We start from the raw sequence: 16,321 nt of genomic DNA on the forward strand, positions 1-16,321 counted from the left end.
TGAGCTACTCCCCAATGTTTGGACAGTTTCCGGCGTGATCTAAGCTACTCTCTGCTCCTGCTGATCGGGTTGGGTTTCGTCTTTTCTCAGCCAATAGACCATGGCTGGCGGTTGGCCGCCAAGGGCGGAATGGGGGCGCTTGCGGTTGTAGAACTCGATCCATTTTCCGACACCCGCCGTCGCCTCTGATCCGGTTTCCCAAGCGTGCAGGTAGACGCATTCGTATTTGAGGCTTCGCCAGAGCCGTTCCACGAAGATGTTGTCGAGGAAGCGTCCCTTGCCATCCATCGAGATGCGCACGCCGGATCGCCGCAGCCGGTCGGTCCAGGCAAACGACGTGAACTGGCTGCCCTGGTCGGTGTTCATGATCTCGGGCGGGCCGAAGCGGTGGATCGCCTCGTTCAGCGCCTCGACGCAGAAGTCTGCTTCCAGCGTGTTGGATATGCGCCAGGCCAGCACCTTGCGGGTGTACCAGTCCATGACCGCCACCAGATACAGGAACCCACGCCGCATCGGCAGATAGGTGATATCTGCGGCCCAGACCTGGTTGGGCCGGGTCACCCGCAAACCGCGCAACAGATAGGGATACGTCTTGTGCCCCTTCGCCGCCTTGCTGGTGTTGGGCTTCTGGTAGATCGGCATGAGCCCCATCAGCCGCATCAATCGGCGGATACGCTTCTCGTTGACCAGATGTCCCTCGTTGCGCAGGTGCCAAGTCATCTGCCGGACACCGAAGAACGGTGTTTCCAGGAACTGCTCGTCGATCTGACGCATCAGCATCAGGTTCATCGCCGTCTCGCCCTTGGGCGTGTAGTAGAATGATGACCGCGAGATCGACAGCAGCCTGCACTGTTTGCCAATCGACAGATCGGTATTGGCTGGTTCAACCATCTTCCGCCTCACTTGCCGGTCCACGGTTTGAGCTTTCGTGACAGAAAATCATTGGCCACAGCCAGCTCCCCGATCTTGGCGTGCAGGTCCTTGACCTGTTCTTCGTCCACTTCCGGCGTCTTTCGGCCACCACGCTCGAGCACGCCAGACGCGCCTTCAAGCAGCGCACGCTTCCAGCTGTGGATCATCGTCGGGTGAACGCCAAACTGGCTTGCCAACTCAGCAACCGTCCGCTCGCCCTTCAATGCCTCAAGCGCAACTTTGGCCTTGAACTCAGGCGAATGGTTCTTCCGTTTCGACATCTCTGATCTCCTCTTCGTCGAAGATCAGCAGACAGCAATTCGTAGCTTACGTCAGTGTCCGAATTTCGGGGGGTAGCTCAATCGATCAGGATCCGCCCGAGGTATCAAACAGCGACATCCCGGCTGCCTATACCTATTTCGGGCAGTTCGTGGATCACGACATCACGGCCGGAACCGATCGCGCCGTTTCGGTTTCGAAGATCGACACCGAGGATCTGGAACCCCTGCCGCGCGCCGTGGTGGTGGAGCAGCTGGGCAACCTGCGGACCGGGCGGCTCGACCTGGACAGCCTGTATGGCGGCGCCGTGCTGCGCCTTGGAACCACTACCAAGATCCCGGAACAGACAACGCCCTACAGCTCGACAGAGACAGGGTGCAAGCGCTTGGACATAGCGTTTCTCCTATCTTTCGTATTCGTCCCAAGGTTTCAGTTGATTAGCCAGCGCCGTCATAGCAAGGCGGGTCACACGGTTCACTGGAACCTCCCGGCCAGCCTTGGCATCAGCAAACCACAACTGCATTTTGTTCCGCGACGCATCCAGAGCGAGGGCGGCTTGACGTGCAGAGGTAAGGCCGGTCGCCTCGGTCCATGCAAGACAGTCTTGAGCTTTCATAGCTATAACTCCACATTCAGGGTAGCCGCCCCCTGTTTCCGGGGGACGACCACTCCGATCACCAGTGGTGGACGATGTTGGTGACAAGGGCCACCACTGTAAAGATCCGGAGAGCAATAGAGATGATTTGAAGTTTCATCCTTTTGCCTCCTGTGCGGGGCGGGACCATCCCGCTCCCTCTAGCACTTGTTTGCATTGGGGGGGCACATGGCTGAGGCGATGGGCCAACACCGTAGAACAGCAGTCAGCGAGCCGCACAAGAAAACGCGGGCGCACCGCCGGAGCGCAGGTCAAGCTCCTCAAGCCAAGGATACAACGTCAAGTGGGAAGCATTCCGCAAGGTCTTTGCATGTTCGAATGGGATGGACGTCGCCGCTGCTACATTTTTGGCAATCGCGCGGGATGCCACTCGCGCCGTGCAGCAGGAGAAAGGATAGACCTTGCCCGCCGCACCCAAGCCAGTGACGTGCCGTCCAGTGCACTCCCAAGAGGCGTTCGGCATCAACCGCGCGACCCTCTACCGCTGGGCGAAGGACGGCCACATCAACATCTACAAAAAAGGCCCCATGAGCTTCGTTAAGGTAGACGAAGTGCCGTTCTACATCGAACAGGGTGTGGGATAGAAGGTGGGTTCAAAACCGCCTATCCGGGATCTTCGCAATAAAATCAACGGGAGCTGGTGCGGGTGAAGGGACTCGAACCCCCACGCCTTGCGGCGCCAGAACCTAAATCTGGTGCGTCTACCAGTTCCGCCACACCCGCACGCGCTCCGATTAGCAAAGCCTCGCCGTGCTGGCGAGAGGGAATTGTCGCGCGGAGATATTCATGACACTAACGCGACGTTCAGAACTCTGGTGTAAGGCCGGGGTCACGACGTTGAAACAACTTGGCGCGACAGGCATTGTCCTACAAAATCTACGCCTTGGAAGAGACCCATGTGACCGTCACCGGAGGCCAGCTCTCCGGGGGCAATCAAGGCAATGGCAAGCACCTTGTCGGTAAAGAGATCACGCTCGACACCGGGGACTGGGTGCCGGTTTCGATCTCGGACAATGATGACCACTTCGCCGATTCCGATGGCAGCCAGCGACTGGCAGAACCGCTCGACTTCAATGGTGGCTCCTATTCCGGCAACCAGAAGGTCGAGGCCGAGTATACGCTTCAGGTCACCGACGGGAACGAGACCTATACGGTCATCGGGTTCAACATCAACGAACCGGGGGCCAAGAACGCCTATGGCACGGTCGAAGGGCTCGCCTTCATCGACAAGTTCCCGCCCGTGGGAACACCGCTCAAGGTGGTCAGCGCCTCCGAAGGTCCGGGCAAGAGCGCGCAGCATCACGAGACCTATGCCCAGCCCCCCTGTTTCACCGCGGGCACGCTGATCGAGACGCCAGATGGTCTTGTGCCAGTCGAGGCCCTGCGCGAGGGGGATGCGGTGCTGACGCGCGATGCGGGCGCCCAGATCATCCGCTGGGCCGGGGCAGCGCATATCGACAGTGCGCGTCTGGCCGGGAATGCGCGCTTCCGCCCGGTTCTGATCCGCGCGGGCGCGCTGGCGCCGGGCCTGCCCATCCGGGACATGCAGGTATCGCGGCAGCACCGGGTGCTGATGGAGGATTGGCGCGCCGATCTGCTCTTTGGCAGCACCGAGGTGCTCGCGGCGGCCGTGCATCTGGTCAATGACGACACGGTCCAGCATGTCTACGACCTGACCCCCGTCACCTATTACCACTTCATGTTCGACGCCCATCAGATTGTCCGCGCCGACGGGATCTGGGCCGAGAGCCTGCGGCCCGGACCAGCAGTGGTCTCGACCCTCGGGCGCGCCGCGCAGGAAGAGCTGTTCGAGATCTTCCCGGAGCTGCGCGAGGCTGAGGAGGCGCCCTTCCCCGCCGCGCGCCCCCTGCTCAGGGATTGGGAAACGGCAGTGCTACTGCAGGCCTAGATCGCGAAACACCTGCGGCAGCATTTCGGGCAGATCCTCGGCGATCAGCCCCGGACCAAAGGCGCGCGCGGCGTCCACATGGAGCCATGCGCCCGTCTCCGCTGCGGATTGCGGATCAAACCCGCGCGCGAGCAGTCCCGTGATGATCCCGGCCAGCACATCCCCCGACCCCGCGGTCGCGAGCCACGGCGCGGCGCGCTCGTAGACGGCGGCATTGATCGCACAGCTTCCATCGGGCGCGGCAATGACAGTATCGGGCCCTTTGAACAGCACCGTGCAACCGGCGCGGACCGCCGCCTCCCGCGTGGCGTCGACCTTGGAAAAGGCGGGCCCCGTGATGGGCGGGGCTGCAAGCTCTGCCGCGATATCCGGAAACAGCCCCGCGAACTCTCCGCCATGGGGCGTCAGAACCACATCCGGGTGGAGCGCACTGAACAAGCCCTGCGGGTCATCCGCGAAGGAGGTCAGCGCATCCGCGTCCAGCACCGTTGCCCGCTTCGCGGCAAGGGCAGCGAGGACCAGCGCGCGGGTTTTCTCCCCCACGCCGAATCCCGGACCGAGACAAAGCGCATTCAGGCGCGCATCCGCCAGCGACGCCGCCAGATCCTCGGCCCCTTTGCACCGCCGCAGCATGATCGCCGTCAGCTGTGTCGCGCATTCCATCATCGCCGACCCCGGCGCGCCCACCGTCACCAGCCCCGCCCCGACCCGGAGCGCACCCCGTGCCGCCAAACGCGCAGCCCCGGACCGCCCCATGGGACCGGACAGCACAAGGGCATGCCCATGGCTGTATTTGTGGCGATCCAAACCCTTTGCGATGGCGCCCCCGGAAGGCTCAGCCAGATGGACGACCTCCCCCGCCGAGCTGCCCGTCAGACCAATATCCACCACAACCGTTTTCCGGCAGCTGGCAGGCCCGTCCTCAAGGCAATGCCCGAGCTTTCGCGTGTGGAAAGAAACCGTCAGATCGACCTGCCCAGTGACGCCCGGCGGCGCGTCCCCCTCCAGCCAACGCCCGCTATCCGCGCAGAGACCACTGGGGATATCCACCGCAACGACCTTCGGCCGGCTGCCCGTCAAGCCACGCGATGGCCCGGAGGTCAGAGCCATCGACATACGCCGAAATGGCAGAAACGGACGCGCAAGCCCGGTTCCGAACAGCGCATCGATGCACAGCGCCGCGCTCCTGACTTCGTCGACCACTCCATCAAAAACCTGATCATCCAGTGGCGCAACCTGACCCAGAGCCCTCCAGCGGTCGTAATTGGTCCGCGCATCCGGGGGCAGCTTCTCCGGGTCACCATATAGAAAGACCTCGACCTCCCAGCCCTTCTCCTTCAGCAGCCGCGCCACCACAAACCCGTCGCCGCCATTATTGCCAGGGCCACACAGCACCATGGCACGCAAGCACTGCCGACCCTCTTCATTGTTCTCGAAATACTCCGGGGGTGCGGGGGCTGGCCCCCGCTGCGATCCCGCCAACTCAGGCCATTCCTCGAAAATCGCCGCGACGACGCCGCGCCCGGCGCGCTCCATCAGCTCCAGCCCGGTGACCGCACCGCTGTCGATCGCGGCCTGCTCGATGGCCCGCATTTGCGCCGCTGTGAGGAGGTCCGGCATCTCGCCCCTTCCAGTTGTTTTTCAGTTGCCCATTTCTGAGGCATGCTGCACAAATCGCAGACAGCGTCTGTCTTTTCGCAAGACACGGCCTAGTCCCGCCACGCTACCGAATTGTGGAGGGTAAATGAAAGTGTTCTGCAAAAGGCCACGGAATTAGAGGGAGTCGGGGGATGAAGAAAATCGAGGCTGTCATCAAGCCGTTCAAGCTCGATGAAGTGAAGGAAGCGCTCCAGGAGATTGGTGTTCAGGGGCTTTCCGTCGTCGAGGTCAAAGGCTTCGGACGCCAGAAAGGACATACAGAGCTCTACCGGGGCGCTGAATATGTCGTGGATTTTCTGCCCAAGGTGAAAATCGAAGTCGTTCTGTCCGATGATCAGGCCGAGGGCGCGATTGACGCCATCGTCGCTGCGGCCAAGACCGACAAGATCGGGGACGGCAAGATCTTCGTCTCGGCGGTCGAACAAGCCATCCGCATCCGAACCGGCGAGACCGGCGAAGACGCGCTCTGATAGCACGGCGCGGCCGCGCCCAGCGCCCGCGCAGCACAACAAACAACCCACACAACCGATTGAAAGGGAAAGGTCACATGAGCAAAGACGCTGTTCTCAAGACCATCAAGGACGAGGACGTCGAATATGTCGACATCCGCTTCACGGACCCGCGCGGCAAGCTGCAGCACGTGACGGTGATGTCCGACCAAGTGGACGCGGACTTCCTCGACGAAGGGTTCATGTTCGATGGCTCCTCCATTGCTGGCTGGAAATCCATCGACGAGTCGGACATGAAACTGATGCCCGACACCGAGAGCGCGTATATCGACCCGTTCTATGCCGAGAAGACCCTCTGCCTGCACTGCTCCATCGTTGAGCCCGACACGGGCGAGGCCTATGCTCGTGACCCGCGCGGCACCGCCGAGAAGGCCGAGGCATACCTGAAGTCCTCCGGCATCGGTGACGTGTCCTATTTCGGGCCCGAGGCGGAATTCTTCCTGTTTGACGACGTGCGCATGTCCGTCGAGATGAACAAGGTCTCGTTCGAGGTCGACGCCCAAGACGCAGCCTGGAACGGCGATGCCGAGTACGAGATGGGCAACATGGGCCACCGTCCGGGCGTCAAGGGCGGCTATTTCCCGGTCAACCCGACCGACGCGGCGCAGGATCTGCGCTCGGAAATGCTCTCGACCATGAAGCGCATGGGCATGAAGGTCGACAAGCACCACCACGAAGTGGCCTCCTGCCAGCACGAGCTTGGCCTGATATTCGGCTCGCTGACCCATCAGGCGGATGAGCTGCAGAAGTACAAATACGTGATCCACAACGTCGCCCATGCCTATGGCAAATCGGCGACCTTCATGCCCAAGCCCATCGCAGGCGATAACGGCACCGGCATGCACGTGAACATGTCCATCTTCAAGGACGGCAAGCCGATCTTTGCGGGCGACAAATACGCGGACCTGTCTCAGGAAGCGCTGTGGTTCATCGGTGGCATCCTGAAGCACGCCAAGGCCCTGAACGCCTTCACCAACCCCTCGACCAACTCCTACAAGCGTCTGATCCCGGGCTTCGAAGCCCCCGTTCTGCGCGCGTATTCCGCCCGGAACCGCTCCGGCTGCGTGCGGATCCCGTGGGCCGAGAACCCCAAGGCCAAGCGCGTCGAGGCTCGCTTCCCCGACCCGGCGGCGAACCCCTATCTGTGCTTCGCGGCCCTGCTCATGGCTGGCCTCGACGGGATCAACAACAAGATCGATCCGGGCGAAGCCTCCGACAAGGACCTCTACGATCTGCCGCCGGAAGAGCTGGCCGGTATCCCGACTGTCTGTGCCTCGCTCCGCGAAGCCATGGACGAGCTCGAGAAGGATCACGAGTTCCTGCTGGCCGGTGACGTGTTCACCAAGGACCAGATCGAAGGCTACATGGAGCTCAAGTGGGAAGAGATCTACGCCTACGAGCACACGCCGCACCCGATGGAATACAAGCTGTACTACAGCTGCTGATCCACGGATCCGGACCAGATACGAAAGGGCGCCTCGGGGCGCCCTTTTTTTATCCGCACGCCCGTCGGACATGCAAAAACGACATCGGAACAGGTCGCAATCCTGTCGGACAACCCGGCCCGCCGGCGGAACCCTGCGATGGCAGGAGGTCCGCCATGCACCAGCATTTTGCCGAAACGCGAAAGATCGATCCGGGACGCGGGGCGCGGCTGGCGGATGGCACGGCGAATGATCAGGACCGCATCGAGATCGGGCCGACGCGGTTGGCCTATGACGAATGGGCGGAAGCCGGGCTGACCCTGCCCGACCTGCCGACCATGCGTCGCTACAGGCTGGACCGGCTGGTCGCCCAGCTTCAGGCCCGCGCCATGGATGGCCTCCTGATGTTCGACCCGCTCAACATCCGCTATGCGACCGACAGCACGAACATGCAGCTCTGGAACACCCATAACCCGTTTCGGGCCGTGCTGGTCTGCGCGGATGGGCATATGGTCCTGTGGGATTACAAGAACGCGCCCTTTCTGGCCGAGCACAATTCTCTGGTGGCCGAGATCCGCTCTGGCGCCTCCATGTATTACTTCGCCCATGGGGAGGCAGGTCCCGAGGCCGCGCGGGCATTTGCGGCGCAGGTCAGCGATGTTCTGACCGCGCGCGGGCTCGGATCGCGATTGGCGGTCGACAAGATCATGATCCGCGGGTTGCGGGCGCTCGAAGCGGCGGGGTTCGACGTGCAGGAGGGCGAACCCCTCACCGAGCGCGCCCGCGCCATAAAGGGACCGGACGAGATCCACGCCATGCGCTGCGCCATGCATGCCTGCGAGACCGCCGTGGCGCAGATGCACGCCGCCGCCCGCCCGGGGCTGAGCGAGGATGAGATCTGGGCTGTACTGCATGCCGAGAACATCAAGCGCGGCGGCGAATGGATCGAGACCCGGCTGCTGGCCAGCGGGCCACGGACCAACCCCTGGTTCCAGGAATGCGGGCCGCGCGCGTTGCAGAAGAACGAGATCCTCGCCTTCGACACTGACCTGATCGGCAGCTATGGCATCTGCATCGACATCAGCCGCACCTGGTGGATCGGAGACGCCCGCCCCCGCCCGGACATGATCGCAGCGATGCAGCATGGGGTGGAGCATATCCGGACCAACATGGCGCTGTTGCAGCCCGGGACCCATTTCGACGCGCTGACCTTTGGCGGGCATCAACTCGCTCCGCGCTACGAGGCGCGGCGCTATTCCTGCCGGTTCCACGGGGTTGGCCTTTGCGATGAATGGCCCCTGATCACCTACAAGCAGGAGTTCACCCCCGGCGCCTTTGACGCCGTCGTCGAGCCCGGCATGGTGTTCTGCGTCGAGGCTGTGGTGGGCGAGGAGGATGGCGATTTCTGCATCAAGCTGGAGGATCAGGTCCTGGTCACCGAGGACGGGCCCGAGAACCTGACCAGCTATCCCTTCGATCCGGCGCTGTTGGGGCTGTGATCCCCCGGGGGCCGTCGCGCAGGGCGCGCTGGCCCTTCCGCCCATATGTTTCAGACCACCAACGCCTCGTCACCCTTGCGTGACGGGGCTGACACATGGGTTGCCGCAGGCCGCGCCGGGCCCCATTCTCAGGCTCCAACCACGGAGCTGCCCCATGCCGACGGAAAAACTCACATTCACAGGTCACGCTGGCGACACCCTCGCCGCGCGCCTCGATCTGCCCGAGGGTCCGCATCTGGCCACCGCACTCTTTGCCCATTGCTTCACCTGCTCCAAGGATATTCCGGCGGCGCGGCGCATTGCCCAGCGGTTGGCGGCCATGGGGATCGCGGTGCTGCGCTTTGACTTCACCGGGCTCGGGCATTCCGGCGGCGAGTTCAAGAACACCACCTTCAGCTCCAATGTGGGTGATCTGCATCGGGCTGCCGAAGCGCTGGCCGAGAAGGGCATGGCGCCGAGCCTGCTGATCGGGCACAGCCTCGGGGGTGCGGCGGTGCTCAAGGCGGCGCGGGGCATCACCGGCATCAAGGCCGTGGCCACGATCGGCGCGCCCTTTGACCCGGAACATGTCACCCATAACTTCACCGATGCCCTCGAAGAGATCGCCCAGACCGGCGAGGCCGAGGTCAAGCTGGGCGGACGCCCTTTCCACATCAAGAAGGCCTTTGTCGAGGATGTGGCCGCCGAACAGCTCGCCCCCGAGATCGGCGCGCTCAAGGCCGCGCTTCTGGTGCTGCATGCACCGCTAGACGCGCAGGTGGGGATCGAAAACGCGACGCAGATCTTCAGCGCCGCCAAGCACCCTAAGAGCTTTGTCACCCTCGATGACGCGGATCACCTGATCACCCGCGCCGAGGATGCCGAATACGCCGCCGAAGTGATCGCGGCCTGGGTCGGACGCTATCTCGACCTGCGCCCGCCCGCCCCGCCGCCCGGCGCGCCCGAGGGCATCACCCGGGTGGCCGAAGCCGATCCGGCTGGTTTTCTGCAGGATGTGAATGCGGGCCCGATCCACCATATTCAGGCCGATGAGCCCTTCGCCTATGGCGGCACCAATCGCGGCATGACCCCGTATCAGCTGGTGGCGGCGGGGCTTGGAGCCTGCACCTCGATGACCTTGCGGATGTATGCCCGCCAGAAGGGCTGGCCGCTGACCCATGTGTCGGTCGACGTGATGCATGACAAGGTCCATGGCCAGGACGCCAAGGGCGAATACGACCGGATCGACAGCTTCAAGCGGCGCATCCATCTGGAGGGCGATCTGGATGACGCCCAGAGAACGCGGCTGCTTGAGATCGCCGATAAATGCCCGGTCCACCGCACGTTGGAGGCCGGCGCCCAGATCGTGACGGAGCTGGCCGAACCGGCAAAGGTCACGGCCTAGGCGCGGGCGTAGCGGCTCGTCATGACATAGTCCTTGCGCGGCCCCGTCACCCGCCAGCGCGCCTGCCAGCGGGGCCAGTCGGCAAAGTCGTAGGTCACGTCATACTGGTCCGGATCGCAGAAATGCGCCGCCTCTGCCTGCGCGCCCAGCGAGAAGCGGTGAAAGAACCGGCCATCTGCGAAATGCACCGCGACGCCCCCCTCTTCGGGCTCCTCGGTCCAGTGATACTGGCGCGCGGCGGTGAAACTGGTGCCCTGGGCGAGGGTCAACCGCCCCTCCTCGGCATAGCGCAACGCGCCCGCCCCCATGGGCGAAATCTGCGCTCGTCCGGTAAACCGCCCCGGCCCGCTCAGGGCATCGGCAATCTCGCGCTGGATCTGCCAGACCCCTTCAAATGCTGCAAATGAGATCATGTCCCGCCTTTGGCGCGCCTGCGACGGCCCGCAACCTTGTTCGTCCTGCTCATGCCCCGTATGACGCGCGCAAACCTGTTCAAAACGCAAGGCCCAGACATGATCCCTCGCTATTCCCGTCCCGATATGGTTGCCATCTGGTCGCCCGAGACCAAGTTCCGCATCTGGTACGAGATCGAGGCCCATGCCTGCGATGCGATGGCCGAGCTGGGCGTGATCCCCAAGGAGAACGCCGAGGCCGTCTGGAAAGCCAAGGATGTCGAATTTGACGTGGCGCGGATCGACGAGATCGAGGCCGTCACCAAGCATGACGTCATCGCCTTCCTGACCCATCTGGCCGAGCATGTGGGCTCGGAAGAGGCGCGCTTCGTGCATCAGGGCATGACCTCGTCGGATGTGCTCGACACCTGTTTCAACGTGCAGCTCACCCGCGCCGCCGACATCCTGATCAAGGATCTCGAAGGGCTTCTGGCCGCGCTCAAGCGCCGGGCGATCGAACACAAGGATACGGTGCGGATCGGGCGATCCCACGGGATCCATGCGGAACCCACCACCATGGGCCTGACCTTCGCGCGGTTCTATGCCGAGATGGACCGCAACCTCACCCGGATGCGCGATGCCCGCGCCGAGATCGCCACGGGCGCCATCTCGGGCGCGGTGGGCACTTTCGCCAATATCGACCCGGCGGTCGAGGAACATGTCTGCGAGCAGCTCGGCCTCGTGCCGGAACCGATCTCGACCCAGGTGATTCCGCGCGACCGTCATGCGGCGTTCTTCGCGACCATGGGCGTCGTGGCCTCCTCGATCGAGAATATCGCGGTCGAGATCCGGCACATGCAGCGGACCGAGGTTCTGGAAGGGGCGGAGTTCTTTTCCATGGGGCAGAAAGGCTCCTCAGCCATGCCGCACAAGAAGAACCCGGTTCTGACCGAGAACCTGACGGGGCTCGCGCGCATGGTGCGCTCGGCGGTGATCCCCGCGATGGAGAATGTCGCCCTCTGGCACGAGCGTGACATCTCGCATTCCTCGGTCGAGCGGATGATCGGCCCGGACGCGACCATCACCCTCGATTTCGCCCTCGCCCGCCTGACCTCGGTGGTCGACAAGATGCTGATCTTCCCCGAGAACATGCTCGACAACATGAACAAGTTCCCCGGCCTCGTCATGAGCCAGCGCGTGCTTCTGGCCCTGACACAGGCCGGTGTCAGCCGCGAGGACGCCTATACCTATGTGCAGCGCAACGCGCTGAAGGTTTGGGAGCATCGGACCGACTTCAAGGAGGAGCTGCTCGCCGATGCGGATGTGACCGCCGCCCTGAGCCCCGCCGAGATCGAGGAAAAGTTCGACCTGGGGTATCACACCAAGCATGTGGACACGATTTTCGCCCGCGTTTTCGGCGAATGACGGGGAAATAGGCACCCCGCAAAGCCATATCCGAAAAAAGGCTTTGCAGGGCGGGTTTCCGTGCTACCGTTTCGTCGTTCAAACACGGAGAGACGATATGCGCCTACCCGCGATTTTTACGGTTGCGATCCTCGCACTGACACCGGGCCTCGCCATGGCCGAGTGCAACTGGGGTCACAAGATGGAACAGACCGTCGCAAGCTGTGCCGAAGGCAAGACTTGGGACGCGACCACGCAGGCCTGTGTAGACCAGCTTTCGGGCTGATCTGACCGGGTAAGAGTTTTGAAAACGGCGCGCCCCGGCGGGCCGTTTTCTTTTGCGCCCCCGGGCCTATCTGTTGGAAAACCCATGAACAGGAGCGACCCGATGCGCTGGATCCTACTCGTTGGCCTCTGCCTGACCCCCGCGGCCGGTTTTGCCGCCGGAGGTGATGATTTCGCCCCGCCGGTGAAGTCCGAAACGACCACAAGCTGCAGCGGCAGCACGGTCTGGGACGAGAAAACCCGCAGCTGCGTAAGCTCCAGCCAGAGCAGTCTGGGCGATGACCAGCGCCATGAAGCGGTCCGCGAGCTGGCCTATGCCGGAGCCTATGATCGCGCGCTGCAGGTGCTGGCGAGCTATGACAACCCGCAAGACCCCCGGGCCCTGACCTATCAGGGCTTCGTCGCCCGCAAGACCGGCGATCTCGACGGGGCCATGACCTATTATGCGGCGGCGCTGGCGCAGGACCCGGATTATCACCCGGCGCGCTCCTACCGCGCGCAGGGCTATCTCGAAATCGGCCAGCGGGCCGAGGCCGAGGCCGAGCTGCGCGAAATCAAGGCGCGCGGCGGGCGCGAGACCTGGGCGGCCTTCTCGCTGGCGCAGGCGCTGCGCTCAAACTCCGGTTACGCCTATTAAAATCTTGTTTGCCCTAACCGGGCGTTAAGCTTCGCCTGCGACACCTGTGGGAAACAGCGCAGGCGGAGTTTCGGGTGAGCACGACCACTGTATCTAAACCCAAGGCGCCCTCTGGAGGGGCGCTTGTGACGCTGACACGGCGGCAGAAAGCGGCTGTCGTGCTGCGTCTTCTTCTCGAGGATGGGCTGGCCCCGGACCTCACCGGGCTGAGCGCCCATCAGCAGGCAACCCTCGCCCAGGAGATGGGGCAGCTGAAACCGATCACGCGCGACGAGCTGCAATCAGTGGTTGGCGAGTTTCTGGGCGAGCTTGAGGAGCTGGGCCTGTCCTTCCCCAAGGGGCTTGGCGACGCGCTTGAGAAGCTTTCGGGACATATCTCGGACGAAGTGGCCCAGAACCTCCGGCAGGAGGCCGGTCTCAATGGCCAGACCTCGATCTGGGATCTGCTCTCCGAGATGGAGCCGGAGGCGATCGTCCCGCTGATCGACGGCGAGAGCGCCGAGATTTGCGCGGTGATCCTGTCCAAGATCAAGGTGGGCAAGGCCGCCGATGTGCTCGGGCTTCTGCCCGGGGCGCGGGCGCGGCGGATCACCTTCGCGATTTCCCAGACAAGCGGGATCAGCCCGGTTCTGGTGGACCAGATCGGGGAAAGCCTGCGGGTGCGGATCGAGAACACACCGGTCAGCGCCTTTACCAAGGACCCGGTGGCGCGGCTTGGGGATATCCTGAACTCCACGGCGGCCGCGACGCGGGACGACCTGCTCAGCAGCCTCGACGAAACCGATGAGGGCTTCGCCAATCAGGTCCGCAAGGCGATCTTCACCTTCGCCCATATCACCGAGCGGGTCTCGGCCCGCGATATCCCGGCCATCACCCGCGAAGTTGACGGCGACGTACTTGTGCGCGCGCTCGCTGCGGGCAGCGAGACCTATCCGGATGTGGTCAGCTTCATCCTCGAAAACATGTCCAAACGCATGGCTGACCAGCTTCGCGACAGCATGTCTGAAATGGGAGCCGTGCCCGAACGCGACGGCGAAATCGCCATGACCGATGTGGTCATGGCCATCCGCAAGCTGGAATCCGACGGCGAGATCACCCTGATCGCGCAGGAAGAATAGCGCGGCTTTCACCTGACGCTCGGAGGGCATTGTCGGCGGCGGATCCCGGGTCTAGGCTGCGGCCATGCATGATACGTCCCCTCCCCCCGACACACCTCTCACCGCGCGCAGCTGGTTCGACATGGGCGGCGCGGAGGCTGGCCCCGTTCTCCCCGAGGAACATGATTTCGCGCTCTGGGAAAAGCGCGTCGATGCGCTGGTGATCCTGTGCCAGGGCAAGGGGCTCTTCACCGTGGACGGGCTGCGCCGCGCGCTGGAGGATATGGGACCGGAAGCGTTCGAAACCATGAGCTATTACGAGCGCTGGGTCGCCTCGCTCCGCCGGAACCTGATCGAATCCGGGACCGTCACCCCGACCGAGATCGCCGCCAAGATCGACGAGATCCGCGCCCGCGGGCTGAGCTATGGCGAGGTGACCGGCCGTGACTGACACCGCCCTGCCCCAGCGCGTGCGCGTCAAGACATGGGCCCCGCCGGGCCATATCCGCACGCCGGGTTATCTGCGCGGCAAGACCGGCGAGATCGAGCGCCGCCTGCCCGCCTTCCCGAACCCCGAGCTCTTGGCCTATCGCCTGCCCGCGCCGGAGGTGCCGCTCTTGCGGGTGCGCTTCACCATGGCCGAGATCTGGGGGGCGGACGCACCGCACCCGGATGACACGCTCGATGCCGAGATTTACGCCCATTGGTTGGAGCCCGCCGATGCCCCATGATCACGCCCACCCGCACCCGCATCGCCCGGATCAGGACGGTCCGCTGACCGAGGCCCAGCTGACGGAGATCGCCTTGCGCGAGTTGCTGATCGAAAAGGGTGTGCTGACCCCGTCGGAAGTGACCGCGCAGGTCACCGAGATGGACGCCCGCAGCCCGGCCAATGGCGCCGCCGTGGTCGCCCGGGCCTGGACCGATCCGGCTTTTCGCGACCGGCTGCTCAGCGATGGCTCTGCCGCCTGCCGCGAGATGGGCTATGATATCGGGACGCTGAACCTGATCGCGGTCGAGAACACGCCCGAGACCCATAACGTCATCGTCTGCACCTTGTGCTCCTGCTATCCGCGCAACCTGCTGGGGCTGCCGCCGGATTGGTACAAAAGCCGCGCCTATCGCTCGCGAACGGTGCGGGATCCGCGCGGTGTGCTGGCGGAGTTCGGCACCACCCTGCCCGAGGGCGTGACCGTGCGCGTGCACGATTCCACCGCCGACATGCGCTATATCGTCGTGCCGGAGCGTCCCGCGGGGACCGAGGATCTGGATGCGGAGGGTCTCGCCGCGCTTGTGACGCGGGACGGCATGATCGGGGTGACGCGCCTCTGACGCGCCGCCAGCGGCCGCCGGATTACCTGACCCGTGCGGCGGCCACCATGGGCCCGTGCTTGTCTTCCTGCACGATCACAACAGCCAGACCGCCTTCGGGCTTGGGATGCCGAAAGGTCTTCTTGCTGCGCCCATCCCATTTGCCCAGGCTCACCATCTCGCGCACCGTATTGGTATAGGTGATGGTCCGCCCGGCATTCTCGCCACGCTTGATCTTGACGGTTTCCTTGGGCTCGTAGCCGATCAGGCTGACGGTCATCTGACCGCGCTTGCGCCCCGGTTCCAGCGTTACGACCACGGTGTTATTCGCCAGACGCGCGGCAATCTCGGCCCCGTCCGGCACGTCGCGATGCTTCTGCACGGTGTTGGCGACATCCATGGGCTTGAATCCGACCACGTGATCCAGCCCCCCGATCACCATTTGCGGGGTATAGATGCTGCGCGCGCCCGCAGCCCGGGCATAGCCCTTTTGCCGGGCCGTATAGGCCGGGTCAGCGAAGATGTCCTTCCAGCCGATATAGTCCCAGTAATCCACATGGAGCGCGAGGGCGATCACATCCGCATTCTCGTCGAGCTTGGCCAGAAGCGCATCCGCCGGCGGGCAGGACGAGCAGCCTTGCGAGGTAAAGAGCTCAACGACCACGATTTTTTCCTCCGCAACCGCAGGCGCGGCTGTCGTCACAGCAAAGGCAGTCCACAGGGCGAATAGCGTGCTCGTAATGCGCATGTCATGTCCTCGATTCTGTCTCAGTATTTAGACCAGCCCCCCTGACATCACCAATCAAGGAATTGCGAGATTTCGAGAGCTTTCTGAAATGCTTGGGATCGGGGGCGCGCGATGGGCAAACATGCATACCATAGTATACACTCATATTGAACCCGCTCGCAGCCCCCTTATATCAAGACCAACACGCCACCTCACCTTCACAACCCGGGAGCCATGT

At 63.5% G+C, this 16,321-nt stretch carries 18 protein-coding genes and 1 tRNA gene; 14 read left to right on the plus strand and 5 right to left on the minus strand.

The window, feature by feature from the left end:
- Window positions 1–39: 39 nt before the first annotated feature.
- A protein-coding gene (locus ACP150_RS00005) for an IS3 family transposase (RefSeq protein WP_424964469.1) occupies window positions 40–1,193 on the minus strand; the annotation gives its coding sequence in 2 pieces (ribosomal slippage) (window positions 40–932 and window positions 932–1,193; 1,155 coding nt in all).
- A 149-nt stretch (window positions 1,194–1,342) separates the two neighbouring features.
- On the opposite strand from ACP150_RS00005, the gene ACP150_RS00010 reads away from it, so the two are divergent.
- The gene (locus ACP150_RS00010) at window positions 1,343–1,891 is read left to right on the plus strand and encodes a hypothetical protein (RefSeq protein ID WP_424964470.1); all 549 of its coding nucleotides are present in this window, start codon (window positions 1,343–1,345) and stop codon (window positions 1,889–1,891) included.
- Between the two features lie 356 nt (window positions 1,892–2,247).
- The gene (locus tag ACP150_RS00015; RefSeq protein WP_424964471.1) at window positions 2,248–2,430 is read left to right on the plus strand and encodes a hypothetical protein; all 183 of its coding nucleotides are present in this window, start codon (window positions 2,248–2,250) and stop codon (window positions 2,428–2,430) included.
- Between the two features lie 54 nt (window positions 2,431–2,484).
- Here the strand turns inward: ACP150_RS00015 and ACP150_RS00020 are convergent.
- Window positions 2,485–2,569, minus strand: a tRNA-Leu gene (locus ACP150_RS00020).
- A 139-nt stretch (window positions 2,570–2,708) separates the two neighbouring features.
- Between ACP150_RS00020 and ACP150_RS00025 the strand changes: the two genes are divergently transcribed.
- On the plus strand, window positions 2,709–3,755 hold the full coding sequence (locus tag ACP150_RS00025) for a Hint domain-containing protein (RefSeq protein ID WP_424964472.1): 1,047 nt from the start codon (window positions 2,709–2,711) through the stop codon (window positions 3,753–3,755).
- On the opposite strand, the gene ACP150_RS00030 is transcribed toward ACP150_RS00025, so the two are convergent.
- Window positions 3,741–5,375 (minus strand): NAD(P)H-hydrate dehydratase, encoded by a 1,635-nt coding sequence (locus ACP150_RS00030; RefSeq protein ID WP_424964473.1) that lies wholly within the window; start codon window positions 5,373–5,375, stop codon window positions 3,741–3,743. The genes ACP150_RS00025 and ACP150_RS00030 overlap by 15 nt on opposite strands.
- Before the next feature lie 170 nt (window positions 5,376–5,545).
- On the opposite strand from ACP150_RS00030, the gene ACP150_RS00035 reads away from it, so the two are divergent.
- From ACP150_RS00035 to ACP150_RS00050, 4 genes are all read left to right on the plus strand, one after another.
- A complete protein-coding gene (locus ACP150_RS00035) occupies window positions 5,546–5,884 on the plus strand; it encodes a P-II family nitrogen regulator (RefSeq protein ID WP_424964474.1) in 339 nt (112 codons plus the stop codon).
- Between the two features lie 77 nt (window positions 5,885–5,961).
- Entirely contained in the window at window positions 5,962–7,368 is a 1,407-nt protein-coding gene (gene glnA / locus ACP150_RS00040) for a type I glutamate--ammonia ligase (protein WP_424964475.1), read from the plus strand.
- A gap of 155 nt (window positions 7,369–7,523) precedes the next feature.
- The gene (gene dddP / locus ACP150_RS00045) at window positions 7,524–8,846 is read left to right on the plus strand and encodes a dimethylsulfonioproprionate lyase DddP (protein ID WP_424964476.1); all 1,323 of its coding nucleotides are present in this window, start codon (window positions 7,524–7,526) and stop codon (window positions 8,844–8,846) included.
- A gap of 154 nt (window positions 8,847–9,000) precedes the next feature.
- Entirely contained in the window at window positions 9,001–10,230 is a 1,230-nt protein-coding gene (locus ACP150_RS00050) for an alpha/beta fold hydrolase (protein WP_424964477.1), read from the plus strand.
- Here the strand turns inward: ACP150_RS00050 and ACP150_RS00055 are convergent.
- Complete coding sequence (locus ACP150_RS00055) at window positions 10,227–10,643, minus strand: DUF6314 family protein (RefSeq protein ID WP_424964478.1); 417 nt, start codon at window positions 10,641–10,643, stop codon at window positions 10,227–10,229. The two genes, ACP150_RS00050 and ACP150_RS00055, sit on opposite strands and share 4 nt — an antisense overlap.
- Before the next feature lie 99 nt (window positions 10,644–10,742).
- Here ACP150_RS00055 and purB point away from each other — a divergent pair, with 99 nt between their 5' ends.
- From purB to nthA, 7 genes are all read left to right on the plus strand, one after another.
- A complete protein-coding gene (gene purB / locus ACP150_RS00060) occupies window positions 10,743–12,047 on the plus strand; it encodes an adenylosuccinate lyase (protein ID WP_424964479.1) in 1,305 nt (434 codons plus the stop codon).
- Window positions 12,048–12,144: 97 nt separating this feature from the next.
- Window positions 12,145–12,312, plus strand: coding sequence for a hypothetical protein (locus ACP150_RS00065; RefSeq protein ID WP_424964480.1), 168 nt, complete (start codon window positions 12,145–12,147; stop codon window positions 12,310–12,312).
- Between the two features lie 102 nt (window positions 12,313–12,414).
- Window positions 12,415–12,948 carry a tetratricopeptide repeat protein gene (locus tag ACP150_RS00070; protein WP_424964481.1) on the plus strand — a complete coding sequence of 178 codons (534 nt, stop codon included), beginning with the start codon at window positions 12,415–12,417 and terminating at the stop codon, window positions 12,946–12,948.
- Window positions 12,949–13,022: 74 nt separating this feature from the next.
- Complete coding sequence (locus ACP150_RS00075) at window positions 13,023–14,066, plus strand: flagellar motor switch protein FliG (protein WP_424964482.1); 1,044 nt, start codon at window positions 13,023–13,025, stop codon at window positions 14,064–14,066.
- A 64-nt stretch (window positions 14,067–14,130) separates the two neighbouring features.
- A complete protein-coding gene (locus ACP150_RS00080) occupies window positions 14,131–14,496 on the plus strand; it encodes a ScnB-like protein (protein ID WP_424964483.1) in 366 nt (121 codons plus the stop codon).
- Complete coding sequence (locus ACP150_RS00085) at window positions 14,489–14,776, plus strand: SH3-like domain-containing protein (protein WP_424964484.1); 288 nt, start codon at window positions 14,489–14,491, stop codon at window positions 14,774–14,776. Before ACP150_RS00080 ends, ACP150_RS00085 begins: the two co-directional genes overlap by 8 nt.
- Window positions 14,766–15,377, plus strand: coding sequence for a nitrile hydratase subunit alpha (gene nthA, locus ACP150_RS00090; protein ID WP_424964485.1), 612 nt, complete (start codon window positions 14,766–14,768; stop codon window positions 15,375–15,377). Before ACP150_RS00085 ends, nthA begins: the two co-directional genes overlap by 11 nt.
- A 22-nt stretch (window positions 15,378–15,399) precedes the next feature.
- Here the strand turns inward: nthA and ACP150_RS00095 are convergent, their stop codons facing one another.
- Window positions 15,400–16,104, minus strand: a complete 705-nt coding sequence (locus tag ACP150_RS00095) for a DUF1223 domain-containing protein (protein WP_424964486.1) — start codon at window positions 16,102–16,104, stop codon at window positions 15,400–15,402.
- Window positions 16,105–16,321 lie beyond the last annotated feature (217 nt).

Origin of the sequence: Dinoroseobacter sp. S375, assembly GCF_049800775.1 — a bacterium.
Taxonomy (GTDB): Bacteria; Pseudomonadota; Alphaproteobacteria; order Rhodobacterales; family Rhodobacteraceae; genus Dinoroseobacter.